General features: G+C 67.2%; 14 protein-coding genes. 8 read left to right on the forward strand and 6 right to left on the reverse strand.

Going from position 1 to position 17489, the window contains the following annotated elements:
• Positions 1-84 precede the first annotated feature (84 nt).
• On the forward strand, positions 85-1158 hold the full coding sequence (locus ACOOHF_RS06320; RefSeq protein WP_420463840.1) for a carboxypeptidase-like regulatory domain-containing protein: 1074 nt from the start codon (positions 85-87) through the stop codon (positions 1156-1158).
• Positions 1159-1177: 19 nt separating this feature from the next.
• Here the strand turns inward: ACOOHF_RS06320 and ACOOHF_RS06325 are convergent, their stop codons facing one another.
• From ACOOHF_RS06325 to ACOOHF_RS06340, 4 genes are read right to left on the reverse strand one after another with little or no spacing between them, the layout of a single operon-like run.
• The gene (locus ACOOHF_RS06325; protein WP_420463841.1) at positions 1178-2017 is read right to left on the reverse strand and encodes a zinc metalloprotease HtpX; all 840 of its coding nucleotides are present in this window, start codon (positions 2015-2017) and stop codon (positions 1178-1180) included.
• A gap of 5 nt (positions 2018-2022) precedes the next feature.
• Complete coding sequence (locus ACOOHF_RS06330) at positions 2023-2772, reverse strand: ATP-binding protein (RefSeq protein WP_420463842.1); 750 nt, start codon at positions 2770-2772, stop codon at positions 2023-2025.
• Positions 2769-4307 carry a hypothetical protein gene (locus ACOOHF_RS06335; protein ID WP_420463843.1) on the reverse strand — a complete coding sequence of 513 codons (1539 nt, stop codon included), beginning with the start codon at positions 4305-4307 and terminating at the stop codon, positions 2769-2771. The genes ACOOHF_RS06330 and ACOOHF_RS06335 overlap by 4 nt, the downstream gene beginning before the upstream one ends.
• Positions 4304-5524: a hypothetical protein gene (locus tag ACOOHF_RS06340; RefSeq protein ID WP_420463844.1), complete on the reverse strand. Its 1221-nt coding sequence runs from the start codon at positions 5522-5524 to the stop codon at positions 4304-4306. Before ACOOHF_RS06340 ends, ACOOHF_RS06335 begins: the two co-directional genes overlap by 4 nt.
• Before the next feature lie 108 nt (positions 5525-5632).
• Between ACOOHF_RS06340 and ACOOHF_RS06345 the strand changes: the two genes are divergently transcribed.
• The 5 genes from ACOOHF_RS06345 (at position 5633) to ACOOHF_RS06365 (ending at position 12836) form a co-directional block, all read left to right on the forward strand.
• Positions 5633-7072, forward strand: coding sequence for a serine hydrolase domain-containing protein (locus tag ACOOHF_RS06345; RefSeq protein ID WP_420463845.1), 1440 nt, complete (start codon positions 5633-5635; stop codon positions 7070-7072).
• Between the two features lie 128 nt (positions 7073-7200).
• Positions 7201-8298 (forward strand): hypothetical protein, encoded by a 1098-nt coding sequence (locus tag ACOOHF_RS06350; RefSeq protein ID WP_420463846.1) that lies wholly within the window; start codon positions 7201-7203, stop codon positions 8296-8298.
• Between the two features lie 236 nt (positions 8299-8534).
• On the forward strand, positions 8535-10190 hold the full coding sequence (locus ACOOHF_RS06355; protein ID WP_420463847.1) for a DUF885 domain-containing protein: 1656 nt from the start codon (positions 8535-8537) through the stop codon (positions 10188-10190).
• Between the two features lie 19 nt (positions 10191-10209).
• Complete coding sequence (locus ACOOHF_RS06360) at positions 10210-12138, forward strand: prolyl oligopeptidase family serine peptidase (RefSeq protein ID WP_420463848.1); 1929 nt, start codon at positions 10210-10212, stop codon at positions 12136-12138.
• Positions 12135-12836 carry a peptidylprolyl isomerase gene (locus tag ACOOHF_RS06365; protein WP_420463849.1) on the forward strand — a complete coding sequence of 234 codons (702 nt, stop codon included), beginning with the start codon at positions 12135-12137 and terminating at the stop codon, positions 12834-12836. Before ACOOHF_RS06360 ends, ACOOHF_RS06365 begins: the two co-directional genes overlap by 4 nt.
• A gap of 894 nt (positions 12837-13730) precedes the next feature.
• On the opposite strand, the gene ACOOHF_RS06370 is transcribed toward ACOOHF_RS06365, so the two are convergent.
• Together ACOOHF_RS06370 and rph are read right to left on the reverse strand one after the other, a co-directional pair.
• The gene (locus tag ACOOHF_RS06370) at positions 13731-14528 is read right to left on the reverse strand and encodes a hypothetical protein (protein WP_420463850.1); all 798 of its coding nucleotides are present in this window, start codon (positions 14526-14528) and stop codon (positions 13731-13733) included.
• 67 nt (positions 14529-14595) lie between these two features.
• Positions 14596-15315, reverse strand: a complete 720-nt coding sequence (gene rph / locus ACOOHF_RS06375; RefSeq protein WP_420463851.1) for a ribonuclease PH — start codon at positions 15313-15315, stop codon at positions 14596-14598.
• Between the two features lie 37 nt (positions 15316-15352).
• On the opposite strand from rph, the gene ACOOHF_RS06380 reads away from it, so the two are divergent.
• Both ACOOHF_RS06380 and ACOOHF_RS06385 read left to right on the forward strand, forming a co-directional pair.
• Positions 15353-17056: an N-acyl-D-amino-acid deacylase family protein gene (locus ACOOHF_RS06380; RefSeq protein WP_420463852.1), complete on the forward strand. Its 1704-nt coding sequence runs from the start codon at positions 15353-15355 to the stop codon at positions 17054-17056.
• A 92-nt stretch (positions 17057-17148) separates the two neighbouring features.
• Complete coding sequence (locus tag ACOOHF_RS06385) at positions 17149-17454, forward strand: HigA family addiction module antitoxin (protein ID WP_420463853.1); 306 nt, start codon at positions 17149-17151, stop codon at positions 17452-17454.
• The last annotated feature ends 35 nt before the right edge of the window (positions 17455-17489 follow it).

Consider the following 17489-nt stretch of genomic DNA (forward strand, 5'->3'; position numbering starts at 1 on the left):
CAGTTCAAACGGACGCAGGGGCCGCACCTCTACCCCGGGAACGATAACCGAAACGCGTGCAAACGCGTGGAGGAGAAGGCCGCTGTGTACGACTTGGTGCGGAAGCGGGCGACCCGGATCGCCTTCGACCACGTGGTCCCGATTGTGAGCCTCGCCTGCGGGCTGCTTTCCCTTCCCCTCGCGGCTCAGGAGATGCGCCCGGGGTTGTCGGGCGTGCTGCTCGCCGAGGGAAGCGGAGAGCCGGTGTCGATCGCGCGCATCGCGCTCGTCGGTCCGGGCGACGACCTGCTGGCGGAAACGATCTCGGATGAGCGAGGGGCGTTCAGGCTCCCCATGCCGCCGCCGGGCGCCTATCGCGTCCGGGTCACGCGAATCGGCTATCAGCCCTGGGCGTCAGACACCCTCCACATCGCGGCGACCGCTTCACGGACGCTGAGCCTGCGCGTCGCTGTCCGGCCCATTCCCCTTCCCGACCTGCTCGTCTCGGAGCAGAGCAGTTGTCCGGCCGCGCCGGAGCAGTTGAGGAGAGCCTTCGAACTCTATGAGTCGGTCCTTCCGAGCCTTGCCTCATCGTCGTCCACCGCGGACCTCCGTGATCTGGAGATCCGGATGGTGAGACCCACCGTCTCCCTTAGCCGCGGCGAGCGCACCTACGACCACGATTCTCTGACCGTCGACGTGTCAACGGCCCTGGAGCGTGCGTCACCGCAGCACCTTGAAGCGTACGGGTACGCGGCGGAGGTCCGGGATTCGAGAGCCACGTTCTACGCCCCGGACGGAGAGGCGCTGGCGTCTCCCGGCTTCCTGGCGACGCACTGCCTGACCACCCTCGAGGGCGAGGAAGGGACCCGAGTAGGACTGGCGTTCGAGCCGAAGCCCGACCGGGGTGTCGTCGATGTGAGAGGCGTCCTCTGGATCGACGCCGTCAGCTCCGAAGCCATGGAAGTGGAATTCCGATACACGTCGCTGCGCCCCTTCCTGCGACGGCATCTGGAGGCGGCCCTGCTGGAGGACGTGCGCTCGACTCTACCGAGAAGGGCTTGGGGCCTCGTCGCCTTCTACCGGCTCGCCGTCGACGAATCTCGCTTCGGCGGCGTGCTTCATTTCGATCGCACCGATCCCGATAGCGGACTGATGGGAGGGTGGGCGACGAGGTGATCCCAGCCCCTCCGGTCGGCTACCGCCGGCTGGCCTGGGCTCGTAGCGCGGCCACCCGCTCCTCCGTGGGCGGGTGGGTCGTGAACAGGGACCTGAGACCCCGACGTCGTCCCGCGAACGGGTTCACGATCGCGAGCGAGGCCGCCGCCGGATTCACCTCCATCGGGATGCGGCGCGCGCTGGACTCGAGGCGCTTGAGCGCGCTGGCCAGGCCCATGGGGTCGCCGGTGATCTCGCCTCCGGTGCGGTCGGCCTGAAACTCGTTCCGGCGGCTGATCGCCATCTGGATGATGACGGCCGCCAGCGGCGCCACGATGGCCATGACGAGGACACCCAACGGGTTGTCGCCGTCGTCGCGTCCTCCGCCGAAGATCAGGCCCCAGCGGGCGATGGAGGCGATCATGGCGATGGCGCCCGCCATCGTCGCCGCGACGGTGCCGACGAGCATGTGGCGATGCTTGATGTGCGCCAGTTCGTGCGCGATCACGCCGTCCAGTTCGCGGGCGGGCAGCGCGCGGAGGATCCCCTGCGTGAAGCAGACCACCGCGTGCTGCGGATCGCGGCCCGTGGCGAAGGCGTTGGGCTGCGGCTGCGGCGAGATCGCCACGACCGGCGCCGGCAAGCCCGCCCGCCTGCGCAGCCGGTCCACCCGGTCGTAGAGCTCCGGCGCCTGCGACCGTTCGACGATCTTCGCCCGGTACATGCGCAGCACCATGCGGTCGCTGAACCAGTACATCCCGAAGTTCATGACCGCCGACAGAACGAGGAACAGGATTGCCCCCTGCTGCCCGAACAGCGCCCCTCCCGCGAGGACCAGGACGAGCGTCAAACCCAGCATGAGGCCGAATACTCTGAACATCCGCTTTAACCCCTTGTACCTTCAGTTCTCAGTCTATCGTCTCGACCCGCAGCGGAGTTGCTACCCCCCGGCGCCGTCGACGTTACGCCCTCGACTGCGAGCAGGTCGCAGAAGACGAACCCGTCCCGCTCCACCACCTCGCCCCGCGTCACCGGGACCGGCCGCGGAAGGATCGGACCCGCCCACACGAAGGTATGGAACTCCCCGTTCTCCCCGCATGGATCCACCCCCTCCGGGAGATCCGCGACGAACGCGGCATCGAAGGCGCGTCCCGCGAACGACGCGTCCAGAGCCGCCGGGTTGATGCACACGGCGACTGCCTCGAACCCGTCCCGGATGAAGGAGTGCGCGAGAGCCGCAGTGGGTTGCTGCCAGATCGGGAACAGGCATTCCAGACCCGAAGCCGCGAGTTGCCGCTCCCGGTACTCGCGGAGATCCTCCAGGAAGATGTCCCCGAAGGCGACGCGCCGGATGCCGTCGTCGTGCAGACGATCGAACGCCGCAGCCATGGCCCGTTCGTAGATTTCGTTGGAGGACTGCGGCGGGACGACCACCTCGACCAGCGGAACACCGATGGACGCGGCCTGATCGCGCACGAGCGCGCGGCGCACGCCGTGCATGCTCACGCGGTCGTAGGCGTCGGTCACGGTCGTGATCAGCGTTTCCACCCGGTAGGCCCCGGACCGCTGCAGGGCGTGCAGGGCCAAGGCGCTGTCCTTGCCGCCGCTGAAGCACATGGCGATCCGTTCGCTCATTCCAGGACCCGGGCCTGGAACGCTCCCGTCAGGATGCGGCCCTCGCGCTTCACCTGCACCCAGATCGTGTATTCCCCCGGCTGCGGAAACGCGAACGGGAACTCGACCACACCGGCGGCATCCGAGTTCGATGCGGCCCGAGGGTCGGCCGCGAGACGCGACTCGATCCCCGCCCCCGCCATCGGCACCGCGTCCGGCGCGAGCACCGCGAGCGAGCCCATCGAGATCGTGCCCGCCGGATGCAGGTGGACGAACACCGCGCCATCGTCCCGCGTGAGCGCGGCGTGGCTGCGCATCCCCATGTAGGGCTCCAGTCGCGCCGGTTTCTCGTCGGGGTCCCAGACCCTGAACGCGAGCACCGTCTCCTCGTCGACCCGAAGCTCCTGATCGCCCTGCCATTCGAGGATCGAGCCATCGTCGAGCCTCACCTCGGAGCCCGGCCCGGAAAGCCCCACGGCAACCCCGGTCCATGCCGAGTCGTCCGCGTCCCGCAGCAGGCCTGCGGGCGCCCCCGGCGGGACATCCGCCGCCTCGGGGGCCGTGAGCGCCGCTGCCTCGACCATGACGGTGTCGACCACCGTCTGCGCGAAGCCGGATTCGTGGACGATGTCGCCGTAGATCCGGTACTCGCCCGGCGGCAGGTCCGGCCACGGCACGCGGAACGTGGCCGAATCCACGGGGACCGGATGCACATGCGCGAAGGCGTCCATCCCCGGTGCCCCCACCACGAACATGTGCATCAGCTTGCCGTGATCCGGCACGAGCGGGCTCCAGTCACGGCCCCGCCAGGCGGGGTCCGTGATCGCGATCTCGAGGGCGGGGGCGCCCCCCACGCGCACCATCGCGCCTTCCACGGCGAGGCGCGCGAAGATGCCGCTGCGGGCGTCCCGGTCCACTGCCTCCCACCACAGGTTCCCGAGGTAAAGGAGGCCCACGACCCCCACGCCGGTGGCGGCCATGGTGATCCGGGCGCGGCGGCGCTGGCGGGAACCCGCCGCTTCCCCTGATGGGAGCTGGCTCTCCCGCGCCGCGGAGCCGGCGAGCGCGACGACGCCGGCGACGAGCAGGATCGCGAGTGCGAGCAGGATCCACCCGAGCCCCGGCGGCAGGTCGCGCACGCCGAGCATGATGGACGTTACCGGGACCGAAACCTCCCCGTCCCCACGGCTTCCCTCGACCGCGACCTCGACCCGGTACGCGCCCACCGTCATGAGCCACAACTCGGCCGCGTACAGTTCGGGGTCGCCCGCTACGGGGGCGGCGACGTCGGGGGGCGGCGCCCCGCCTTCCGTGGCCGCGTCCCAACGCACGGGCCGTACTGTCACCCGGTCGATCCCGCCGCCCGGCACGCGGATCGAGATCTCGGCCAGCCCCGGGATGACCTCGGGCGGACGGATGACGACGGAAACGGGGTAGGGGCCCGCCTCGCCGGAGAAGAAGACGTTGTTGCTCCCGACGTGCCCCGCCGTCGCGACGTACAGCCCCGTGACAAGCCCCGCCCCGCGCAGGAGGCGGGCGCCCCGGCCCCGCCTCACCGGCGCACGCGCGACATCCAGTTGCCGCACCACAGACCCAGGCGGGCCGAGATGAAAGCGATCGGAAGCGCCCACCAGACCCCGGCCACGAAGCGCGCCGCCGAGAACTGACCGCCCCTGAAGGGACCGCCGTGCCAGAACACGTACTGCCATTCGCCCGGCCTGCTCGTGTAGCCCCACGTGTCGCCCTGGAAGACGTAGTTCCGCGCCCCCTCCGAGAGCATGAACTCTCCGAAGTACCAGTTGACGACGCCGAAGATGCCCACGAAGGCGACGGCGCCGACCGCCGCGATCCACCAGTCCGTCGACGCCCGGGCCGGCGCCTCGCCCGGCGCGGAATACCGCCGCAGCAGGAGGTCGATCGCGATCGCCGGCGCGAACAGGAGCAGCGGGAACTCGGGCGGCTGCATGGCGGTGACCGGACGAAGGATCGGCGCGAGCAGCGGTTCCGCCGCGAAGAGCGGCAGCACCCACATCATCATCAGCGAAATCCCCGTGTACACGAGGGCCGCGCATGTCGCCGGCCAGCGCAACCGTCCGGCGCGCCCCACCAGGAAGAGGAGAAAGGGGAACACCCCCGCGGTGATCAGATAGAACGTCGCCCCGTGCATCTGGTTGGGGAACGTGTACTCCAGCAGCAGCACCGAGGGCGACATGATCGCCGCCGCGGCGCTGAATACGCATGCCCACGCGAGCTTTCGCCGCCCCGCCTCCGAGGCCCGGTTCTGCCACGAGAGCGCCATGAGCATGGCGCCGATCTGGATCGCATAGATCCCCAGAGCCAGGACCACGTGCGGCGGGCTCAGAATCTGGACGTCGAGGCCGTACGCGTTGTGCCACCAGTCGTCGAGCGGCGCCGAGGTGAGCATGGCGATGGCGCCCCAGATCGCCACCCAGGCCCCCAGCGGCGCCCGAAACCCCCACAGCCGCACCGAGCGTCCGACTTCCGCGTCCGTCCCGGCGAAGGTCGTCTTGAGCGCGAGCCACCCGCACGAGAGTCCCGCCGCCAGCCCGCCCGCGTAGACCATCAGGTGGGCGGGCGTCCAAAACGTGTCGCGGCCGATCGTCCGGTGCCACGAGATGTCCCACGTGATGCCCACGATCACGCTCACCGAGGCGAACAGGATCGCGGTCAGAAACCACGGAATCCTGTCCGCCGACTCCGCCCCACGCTCGCGCCCCGCGAACATCGAAGCCGGAGCCGCTGTCGATTCCATCGAAATCCTTTCTCCGGTTCGCCGGATGAACGACGGCCTCCGGACTATCGACACATCTACCCTGCCGTCCGAAGATAGGTCTGAACCCGTCGAGATGCAGGAGATTTCATGCCACGACCGAGACGCCTCCGCCCCCTCCGCGCAGGACTCCCCGTCGTATCCGCCGCCCTCGCGGTCGGAGGGTGCGGCGAGCCCGGTCCCCAGCCCGAAGGATCCCTTACGTCTGACCAGGTCGACGAGATCCACGCCCTCGCCATGACCCCCGTAGAGGAGGGACACGCCGCGGGTATGTCGATCGCCGTCGTGCGAGGCGCCGACACCCTGCTGATCGAGGAGTTCGGCCACGCCGACCTCGAACTCGGCGTCCCCACGCCGCCGGACGCGGTGTACGAAGTCGGGTCCGTGACGAAGCAGTTCACGGCGGCCGCCATCCTCCTCCTGCAGGAGGAAGGGACCCTCTCCCTCGACGACCCTCTGACGAAGTGGCTGCCCGACTACCCGGTCGGGGATCGGACGGTGACCGTTCGCCGGCTCCTCGACCACACCTCGGGGATCAAGGGCTACACCGAGATGCAACACCTGTGGAACGAGATCGCCCCGCTGGAACTCCCCCGGGACACGCTCGTCACGCTCTTCTCCGCGGAACCGTTCGAGTTCGAGCCCGGGACCGCGATGACGTACAACAACTCGGCCTACTTCCTCGCCGGACTCATCATCGAGGCGGCGAGCGGGATGAGCTACGAGGACTTCGTCGAGGAGCGGCTCTTCGCCCCCGCCGGCATGCGGAACTCACGCTACTGCCACAAGGACGAGCTCGTCCCGAATCGGGCGAAAGGATACGAGCCCGGCGAAGACGACGGACTCCTGCCGGCCCCCTACCTCAACCACCTCTGGCCCTACGCCGCGGGCTCGCTGTGCTCGACCGTGCGGGACCTGATGGCGTGGAATCAGGCCCTCCATGGTGATGGAGAGGGAGGTGAGATCCTGAGCCCGGAGAGCTACCGGCTGATGATCACACCCGAACCGCTGCACGACGGCACCGAACTGCGCTACGCGAAGGGGGTGGCGATCACGGACCGCGACGGAACGAAGGGGATCCGGCACGGGGGCGGGATATTCGGCTTCGTCACCGACCTTCGCTACTACCCGGCCGAAGATCTGTCGATCGCCGTTCTGATCAACACCGCCGGGGGCGTCGCATCGAGCGACATCGCGCAGCAGGTCGAAGACGTGATCCTCGGCCAGAGGGCGGAGGTGATGCCCATCCCGTTCGACGGCGACGCGGCTCCCTATGCGGGACGATACGAGGGCCCGGCGCGCGGTCAGCGCATGGTGGCCGAGGTGGGGATCGAGGATGGGCAACTGACGATCGACGCCGGCCCGGGCAATCCTGCGACCCTGTCGTGGCTCGGCGGCGACTGGTTCGCGGACGGGACCACCCGTTACCGCTTCATCCGCGGAGAGAATCGTGGCGGAGCCAGTACGTTCGCCGAACTGCGCATGGACGTGGTTTCGGGACACTACGTCCTTCGGAGGATCCTCCGGTGATCCACGCGCTTTGCCCGATCACGACTCTTGCGTGGCGCGACGTAGCCCGCGGTACCTTCGGTGATGACAGGACCGTTTCGAGACTGCTCCGGCTGCCTCGAGCATACAACTGACCCAGTCAGGAAAACATGACCGAATCGCTCATCAAAGCAATTGAGGACATCGCAGGACGCATCGCCAAGAGCCAGTTCTCCAGCGAGGCAGCGGTGAGTCAGGGCATCGTGCTGCGTCTCCTGCGGGTACTCGGGTGGCCCGTCGACAATCCCCGAATCGTAGTCCCCCAGTTCGATGTCGGAGACGGCAAAAAGGTCGACTACGCGCTATGCCATCCGGAAGGCACGGCCATCGTTCTGATTGAAGTCAAGAAGGTTGGAGGGCTGGATGCGAGAGGTGAGAAGCAACTCTTCCGCTATTGCGTAGACCACGGTGTAGCGATTGCAGTGCTCACGGACGGACAGATGTGGAGCTGCTTCCTGCCAGCGGGGCAGGGAAGAACCTATGAGGAGCGACGTTTCGCCCAACTCGACTTGATTGCCGACAGTTCGACCGCGTTTGCCGATAGCCTCACCAGATATCTTGCACACAGTGCCGTTACTAGCGGAAAGTGCGAAGGATCGGCCAAGAAGGATCACGAGCGAGAGCGATTGCACCGTGTGTGCGGATCAGTGTGGCGTAGACTGATTCAGAGGCCTGCCGACGGTTTCCTGGACATGTTCCTAAAGGCAATGAAGCGGGAGACGACGATCGATCCTTCCCGCGATGCGGTCGCTAGCTGGATTCGCGAACGAGCGGCCCAGGAACCAGATGCAAAGCCGGACGACACAAAGCCGGACGACACAAAGCCGGAGAAAGACCTGGAGCCGTCGCCGCGAGACTCCCAGCATTGGGTGGAGTTCCACGGGAGGCGGCGTTATCTGCGAAGCGGAATAGAGGTCCTCGTTGAAGCCTTCACGCGGCTCGCAGAAAAAGATGTCAATTTCTGTCGGCGATACAGTGAACAGCATCGCGGGCGCAAGAAACTACGCGTTGCTCAGACCCGCCGCGCAGTACATCCTGACGACCGAATCTTGAGACGGCGATGCCGCCAACTTCCCGGAGGATGGTGGATCGACAGCAATCTCAGTGATTCCACGAAGGTCATGTGGATCCGGCAGGCCTGCGAAGTTGCTCAGGTCAGATTCGGTCACGATCTGGTCATCCACTTTCCTAACGATCCAAGAGCCTAGGCGTGCAACGCGAGGTCATGCCACACCGACAGGAATGGGTCGCTGTTCGGACGGATGATGATCCTGATGCGGCGCGGCAAAGAGGCAACAAGACACGGCCCGTAGGTTGGGGCTCCGCCTGTATCGGCGAGGTGTTGATGCTCATAACTGCAGTGTTGGGGCTAGGTTTCCCGAGCCTTGGCGCGGCCCAGGCACTGGAACAGCTTGTCGGCGCCCAATCCAGCGAGTTGGCCGCCGTGGTCGAACGCTACAGCACCGACCGCACGGCCCTCGGGCGCCGGTGGAGTGTCCCCTATTCCCCGGAGCGCAACCGCCGCTTTCACGACTTCTTCTCCGACTGGCGGCGACGGATCGACGCGCTCGACTTCGAGACACTGAGCCTCGAAGGACGCGTCGACTACGTCCTCCTCATCAATGACCTCACGTATCAACTGGATCTCATCGAGCGCGAGGCCCGCCTCGCCGCGGAGATGAACGGGTTCATCCCCTTCACATCGCTGATCGTCGAACTCGAGGAACGTCGGCGTCGGCGGGAGCCGGTGGAATCCGAGGCGTCGGCGGCCCGGCTCGCGGCCCTTCCGGCGGAAGTCGCGGCCACGCGCGAGACCGTCGAGGCGCGGCTGGAGAGCGAGGCGGACGTTTCCCGCATCGTCGCGCTCCGGGCCGTGTCGACGCTCGCCCGGCACACGCGCCTGCTCGAGGACTGGTACGAGCACTACGCCGGCTACGACCCCGTCTTCACGTGGTGGAACGAGGACCCGTACGCCCGTGCCAAGGCCGCGCTCGATGGCTACGCGACCTTCCTGCGCGAGACGGTCATCGGATACCGCGAGGGCGAGGACGAACCGATCGTGGGCGATCCGATCGGCGCCGAGGGGCTCGCCTCGGACCTTCGTCACGAGATGATCCCGTACACGCCCGAGGAACTGATCGCGATCGCCGAGCGGGAATACGCCTGGTGCGAGGAGCGCATGATCGAAGCCTCGCGCGAACTCGGCTACGGTGACGACTGGCGGGCGGCGCTCGAGTACGTGAAGACGCTGCACCGCGACCCCGGCGCCCAGCCGCAGATGATCCGGGAACTCGCCGACGAGGCGCTGGCCTTCGTCACCGAACGCGACCTCGTCACCGTCCCCCCGCTCGCCGACGAGATCTGGCGCATCGAGATGATGTCGCCGGAGCGCCAGAAGGTGTCTCCGTTCTTCCTCGGCGGGGAAGTGATCCAGGTCTCCTTCCCCACGGACGGGATGGAGCACGAGTACAAGCTCATGAGCATGCGGGGGAACAACGAGCATTTCTCCCGCGCGACCGTGCACCACGAGCTGATTCCCGGGCACCACCTGCAGGGGTTCATGACCTCCCGCTTCAATTCGCACCGGCGGGCGTTCTCGACGCCGTTCTGGGGCGAGGGCTGGGCGCTCTACTGGGAGATGCTCCTCTGGGATCTCGACTTCCCGTCGACGCCCGAGGACCGGATCGGGATGCTGTTCTGGCGCATGCACCGCACGGCCCGGATCATCTTCTCCCTCTCCTTCCACCTCGAGCGCATGACCCCGCGGGAGGCGATCGACTTCCTCGTCGAGCGGGTGGGGCACGAACGCGCCAACGCCGAGGCGGAGGTGCGACGCAGCTTCAACGGCTCCTACTCGCCGCTCTACCAGGTCGCCTACATGATCGGCGGCCTCCAGATCCGGGCCCTGCACGAGCAACTGGTGCAGTCGGGGGAGATGACGAACCGCGCCTTCCACGACGCGATCCTCCGGGGCGGCCGCATGCCGATCGAGATGGTGCGCGCCCGCCTGCTGGGGGAGGCGCCGCCGAAGGACTTCGAGTCGGTGTGGCGCTTCCAGGGCGACCCGCTGCGACGCACCGCGACCTCCGAGGGGCACTGACGCGACGAAAGGAAGACCCATGGCTCGCGACCTTGGTACGACGGCGATCACCGGCCTCCTCCTCGCTCTGAGCGCCGCGGCCGGCGGCGGGAGCGAGCTTCACGGGCAGAACGGCGGCGATGGCGGCGCCCTCTCGATCGACCAACTCCTTTCCATCGAGTCCGTCGTCGGAGGTGCGCCCTCCTGGTCGCCCGATGGCTCGGCGATCCTGTTCGAGTCGGGGCTCACGGGCGGGCTCGCGACCCTGCCCCCCGAAGGCGGGTTCCCTACCCGGGTGCCGGCGGACATGGGCGGCTCGGGCCACTTCCTCACCTCCCAGATGCCGGGCTGGTCGCCTTCCGGGACGTGGATCTCCTACGTGTCCGACAAGAGCGGCGCCCCCGAGATCTGGATCTGGTCCACCCGCGACGGGGCCGACGTCCAACTCACCGACCTCGGGGCGCGGATCAACTCGATGAGTTGGTCTCCCGACGAGCGCTCGATCGTTTTCGCCGGCGACCGCTACGGGAACTACGACATCTGGAAGGTGGACGTCGCGACCCGGCAGGTGGACCGCCTCACGGAGGACAAGCGCTACGAGGTCTTCCCGTCCTGGACGCCCGACTCCCGCCACATCCTTTACGTCCGCCTCGACGATGCGTGGGAGGACCACGACGTGATCGAGGTCGACGCCGCGGGCGGGAACCCGCGCACGGTGATCGAGGACCGCGACTTCTTCGACTACGGGGCGGGCGCGACGTTCGGCTATCCGAGCGTGTCTCCCGACGGGGGCTCGATCCTCTTCCGCTCGCACCGGAGCGGCTGGATCAACTACTGGCTCGCCCCCCGAGGGGAAAACGGAGACGGCGGAGAGCCCCGCCCCATCGCCCCGGCCGACGCCGACCAGAGCGCCGCGGTGTGGTCTCCGGACGGACGCTGGATCGCCTACACCGAGAACCACAACGGGCACCACGACCTGCGCGTCGTATCGGCGGACGGCGGCGAGCCGAGGGTGCTCGTGTCACCGGAGGACGGCGTCGCGTCGAGCCCCTCGTGGTCGCCCGACGGAGGCGCGATCGCGTACCTGCAGGAGGACCTGACGCGGCCGCGCGACCTCTACGTCGTCTCGCTGGAGGACGGGAGCAGCCGGCAACTCACCTCTTCCATGCCCGCCGGCAACTTCGGCGGCCGGCTCGTCATGCCGGAGAAGATCCGCTACGAGAGCACGGACGGGTACTCGATCCCGGCCTACGTCTATCGGCCGCCGGGGGCCGCGGCCGGCGACGGTCTGCCCGGCGTGATGTGGATCCACGGGGGTCCGACCTCGCAGTTCCACGACACCTTCCAGCAGCACGTGCAGTTCTTCGTCCAGCGGGGGTACGTCGTGCTCCTGCCCAACATCCGCGGGAGTTCGGGCTACGGGAAGGACTTCGCCGACGCGAACAACGGCTGCTGGGGACACTGCGACCTGGAGGATGTGGTCGCGGGCGCCGACTACCTGCGGGCGCTCCCCGAGGTCGACCCGGAGCGGATCGGGATCACGGGGACGAGCTACGGCGGCGTGATGAGCATGTACGCCGTGGCCTTCGCGCCGGACGCCTTCCGGGCGGCGATCCCGGGGTCGGGATACACGGACTGGGTCCACTTCTACCACGGCGAGAACGAGCTCCGGCACATCAAGCTGCTCGACCACGAGCTCGGGCCGTTCGAGACGAGCGAGGACGTGTGGAGCCACAGTTCCTCGATCTCGCACGTCGCCGACGTCTCGACGCCGATCCTCCTCGTTCACGGCGTCGGCCGCTATCCGGGCTCCGACCAGTCCGAGATCTTCGCGCGGGCGCTGGAGAACTACTACAAACCGTTCCAATACAAGACCTACCCGAACGAGAACTACTACGTGTCCGGAAAGGCGAACCGCCGCCAGATGCTCCTCGACATGCTCGACTTCTTCGAGCAGTTCCTGAAGTGAAGGTCGATCCGCGCGTTACGAGTCTGCTCACGGCAACTCTCATCCTCGCAGGATGTGAGCGCGTCGAGACCGTCCCGCAGGTGGGTGGCGCCCCGACGACGCCCGCCGTCGGACCGGTGGAAGTGGCCATCGAGACGAGCCAGGGCGAGTTCGTGATCGCCGTCCACCGTGAGTGGGCGCCGCTGGGGGCCAAGCGCTTCCTCACCCTCGTCGAGTCCGGCTACTACGACGACGCCCGCTTCCACCGCGTTGTCCCGGGTTTCATCGTCCAGTGGGGGCTCGCTGGTGACCCCGCGCTCACCGCCGAGTGGATGAACGCCTACATCCCCGACGACCCCGTCGTCGCCTCCAACACCCGTGGCCGGATCGCCTTCGCCTTCACCGAGCCCGGAACCCGAGCGACCCAGGTGTATATTAACCTCGTGGACAACGTGCGCCTCGACTCGACGGGATTTGCCCCGTTCGGCGAGGTCGTGAGCGGAATGGACGTGGTGGATGCCCTCTACTCGGGCTACGGTGAGAACTCCGGCGGCGGCCTGCGGCGAGGCGACCAGAGCCGCATCGTGACGGAGGGCAACCTCTACCTCGACCGCGAATACCCCCTCCTCGACCGCCTCATCCGAGCAGCGCGGTTACATCGACGACCTCGCTTCCGACGGCACGCTTCGTTGCTGAATGCGCGAGGATCTTCAGGTTGAGGAGCCGGGCCGACACGTTCGGAATTCCGCTCCGCCTCCACCGGTCCCAGGGCGACGTGATCGTAAATCGCCAAGCGGGACGAGAGCTACGCGCTTACGACCGGTACCGGCTCAGGGGAATCGTTGGTCTGTTGCATCCGTATCGTGGACGCCGTGCTCCGGCGCCGGCGGGTAGGCGGCGGGCGCAAGGGGATCAGCGTGACGGCCGCGCATTCCGTTCACGCGGGCGTTCACCATCGAGCCATACGGCGCGAAGGAGCACGGCCGCGAGCTTTACGAACTCTGCATCTCCGCCGTAGCGAAACGACTTCCCGCCGTGGAAGAGACTACAACGGACCATGTAGATGGCATGCAGGGTGTGCGCCCAATCCAACGGGACGTGTTCAGGGTTGTCCGGACGCGTACCCTTGGGCTGATGATGTCGGAAGCAGCTTGGCGCCCAGTCGCTTTTTCGGAGTCCTCGATCAAAGCACTGGGTCCGGAACGCAGTTCGTGGTTCGTACCCGAGGCCCCGCCAAGAATCGAGTTCATGATCGCTGAGGGAACGAGCCTTGAACACGGGCCAGAGACAGCGGAACCGGCGGGCGGCTTTCGCAGTTCTCTCGTTGGTCCGTAGAAGGCGACAGAACCTCGCCACAAGCGACTCATCCATGGCCGCAGAAGCTACCAAAAACCTGTCTCGGTTGCACTTGTCACGATCTACGACGACACGCCCAACCCAGGCGTTGAACGAGATCCACGAATAAATGAGCGCTTCGAAATGCTGCTGATCACGGAGGGCACGCCGGGAGCGCCTTACCCAGTCGTCCGTAACGGCCCAGAATGCTCGATCGGCCATGCTTCGGTCGAGAGAGTCGTGTTCAGAGTCCACGATGCAAGGCACGGTTCTCCCTCCTATGTAGCCGTGAGGCTGCTTTCTAAGGGGCGCACCACCTCACACGGCCACCTGTGCCAAGGTGCGGATTCGCTTGGGTGCCGAGAGGGGTGATAAGGGATGTGCCACTCGGCCCCGGCCTCGTGGACCGAGCTTCGCAGCCACTCGAACTGCGGTTTCTGGAAGTCGGCACCTTGGAACACGACAACATCCGGCTTGAGGCAGCGCACTTCATCAGCGAGCAACCGTTCCTCGCGCTCCCGGCAGAAATTCGTGCGATTCAGGGTCGTTGACATGTCCTTGCCATCGGTCGTGACCCACTTGTAGGAGTTCGTCAAAGCAATACGGGACAGGGGGTTGGTGTTGGGGAGTCCGTCCCCCTCCTCTTCCTCCTTGAGGATCTGCTGACAAGGCTTCTCGAGTCCCTTGCAGTTCTCCCATTCCTTCATTGGATGCGGATACCGCATGGCCGTGAAGTACGTTCCCGCGATGTGCGGGTTGTGGTGCCGTAGCCTCCTGTCTTCGATCGACGATCGCCTGCATTCGAAACACTCAATCACCCGCCCGGTCCCGCACCCCTCGTGGCAGTCCGGGGCGGCGTCCTTCTTCTTGTCGGCGCCGATGTCCAGGCCCACCACGAGAAGCCGCTTCTCGTCGTCTTGCCCGTATCGGGACCCCACGTAGGGGTAGCACGCAAATCTCCGATCACACACAAGGCGGCCCACGGGGACTTCACCGGTCTTGGGATTGATTCCCAAGTCGCAGAAGAACTCGTCATATAGTTCTCGCACGACCTTCAACAGTTCTTCGCGGCTCATGTCGCGCTTCCAGGGCTGTGGCCCGGCACGGGGGCGAGCGGAACCGCCGAGGACTTGGGGGAGGCCGTCATCGGAGATGACCGATGGCCACCTCCTGCATTCGAATCAGTGCCTCGGCGCCTGCGGCCCCGAGGTGAAGGAGTTCGTCGAGTTCTTCGCGGGTGAAGGGCGCCCCCTCCGCCGTCCCCTGCACCTCGACCAACCGTCCGTCCTCGAGGTGTACGAAGTTGAAATCAACGTCGGCCGCCGCGTCCTCCACATATTCCAGATCCAGTCTCGCCTCGCCGTCCACCATCCCGGCGCTGGTGGCGGCGACCCACTGCCGGAGCGGGCTGGCTTCCAGCGTACCCTCCGATACCAGCCGCTGGAACGCCATCTCCAGGGCTACGCACGCCCCCGTGATGGAGGCCGTGCGGGTGCCGCCGTCGGCGACGAGGACGTCGCAGTCCACCGTCACCGTCCGCTCGCCGAGCGCCGCGAGGTCGACCGCAGCCCGGAGCGATCGGCCGATGAGGCGCTGGATCTCCTGAGTCCGGCCGCGGGGGCCGCGCCGTTCGCGTCGAGTCCGCTCGGCCGTGGCCCGGGGCAGCATGGCGTACTCTCCCGTGACCCAGCCGCCCCGCCCCTCGCGCCACGGCGGGACGCCCTCGTCCACCGAGGCCGTGCAAAGCACGCGCGTCATCCCCATCGTGATCGTGCACGATCCCTCGGCGAAGGGGGCCGTTCCCGTCTCCAGGGTCGTCGGTCGGAGCGCATCCAGCGCCCGCCCGTGTGGACGTACCGGCATGGGGCAGCCTCGGTCGAAAGGTCGAAAGGGAGAACCGATGAACTTCGAACGCGTTGACAGTACGCCGGCCGCGACCCCGCTGCGACGGCGGATCCTCGCGCTCCCCGCGTGGGGTGTCCGCTGGACGCCCGCGCGGCTTGTGACGACGTGCCTTGTGCTCGCCGGCGTGACCATGGCCTGCGGGCCGGGCGACGCTCCGGAAGCGGAAGCGGAGATGACGCCGACCAGCGTGCTGTTCACCGGGGCGACGATCCTGGACGGGTCCGGCGAGGCCTCCTTCGTGGCCGACGTGGCAGTGGAAGGCGAGCGCATCACCTTCGTGGGCGACGCCTCGGCCGCGGAGGTCGCCCCACGAGACACGATTGCGCTAGACGGCCTCCTGCTCACGCCCGGCTTCATCGACATGCACAGCCACATCAACGTGAATGAGGCGTACGGGCTGCCCGCAGTCGAGTTCCTGACTCAGGGGATCACGACCGGCGTCATCGGCGTCGATGGGGCCAGCACGACGGACCTCGCCGCGCTGTACGCCGAGCTGGAGGACCTCGGGGTCGGCAAGAACATCGTCTCCTACATTGGCCACGGCTCCGTCCGAGAGGCCGTCATGGGCATGGACGACCGCGCCCCCACCGCGGACGAACTCGATCAGATGAAGGCGGTCGTCCGGAAGGGGATGGAGGATGGCGCGTTCGGGCTCTCCTCCGGGTTGTTCTACACCCCCGGCTACTACGCGGAGGCCGACGAGGTCATCGAACTGGGCCGGGTCGCGGCGGAATATCCGATCGGCGGCGAGCACGCCCCCATCTACGACACGCACGACCGCGATCTCGGCGCCTCCTACCAGGGGGTCGGTTACCACAACTCGATCCGGGAAGCGATCCACATCGGGGCGGAGTCCGGACTCAGGACCATCTTCAGCCACTTCAACGCGCAGGGCGCCCACCTCTACGGACGGGCCGCGGAGGGCGCGGCGATCATCGACTCGGCGCGGGCGGAAGGCCTCGAGGTGGCGGCGGCGCAGCACGTCCACACGTCCACGATGTCGAGCCTGCGCGCCTACACGATCCCGCGCTGGGCGCAGGCCGGCGGCCCGGAGCAGATGGTGCGCCGCTTCGCGCACCCGGACACGGCCCGGCTCCTCGACGTGCAGACGATGGAGATGCTCGAGATCCGCGGCGGGCCCGGGAAGATCGTGTTCGCCGACGCGAGGCCCGAGTTCAACGGCAAGACGCTGGCCGACGTGGCGGCGGACCGCGGACTGACCGTCCCCGAGGCGGTGCGCGAGATCATGTCCGAGTCGAACCCGTGGGTGATGAACCGGGATCTCTACGACGTGGAGAACACGCGCTACCTCGCCACAATGCCGTGGATGATGACGTGCACGGACGGCGTGACGCCGACGCCGGGCGCGGAGATCGTCCACCCGAGGGTCTACGCCACATTCCCCAAGAAGATCAATGATTTCGTCAACCGGGACGGGGCGATCGGGCTTCCCTTCGCCATCCGCGGCATGTCGGGACTCGCCGCGGACTTCCTGCGGCTGGAAGACCGCGGCTACATCCGCGAGGGGCTGGTTGCCGACATCGCGGTAATCGACCCGGAGCGGTACACGGACCACGCCACGTACGACGATCCGCACCAATTCTCCGAGGGGGTCGTCCACGTGCTCGTGAACGGCCGCTTCGCGATCCGCGACGAGGAAGTGACCGGCGAACTCGCCGGCCGCCCCCTGCGGCGCTGACCGAGTTCGTGGCTTGCGGTCAGACGGCGACAACCCTATACCGAATCCGTAACAGGCCGTACGATCGCCGAGTATCACCAAGGGCGTATCAGATGAAGGTGAAGAACGGCATGAGACCGGTGCATCCCGGCGAAATCCTGCGCCAGGAACTCGACGAGCTCGGGCTGTCAGCGAACGCTCTGTCGAGAGCGCTCGGCGTGCCCGTCAACCGGGTGACGATGATCCTGAATGGCCAGCGGGGCGTGAGCGCGGACACGGCACTCCGGCGGGCCCGGTACTTCGGGACGACACCGCAGTTCTGGTTGAATCTGCAGAAGACCTGGGAGCTTCGCCGAGCGGAGATCGAGGCGGGTCGTGAGATCGCCGAGCAAGTCACGCCCCGGCGCGCGGCGGTGTAGAGGAGGCGTGGACCAATCTCCGTTCCCCGAGCCGC

Source organism: Candidatus Palauibacter sp. (assembly GCF_965216145.1).
GTDB lineage: Bacteria > Gemmatimonadota > Gemmatimonadetes > Palauibacterales > Palauibacteraceae > Palauibacter.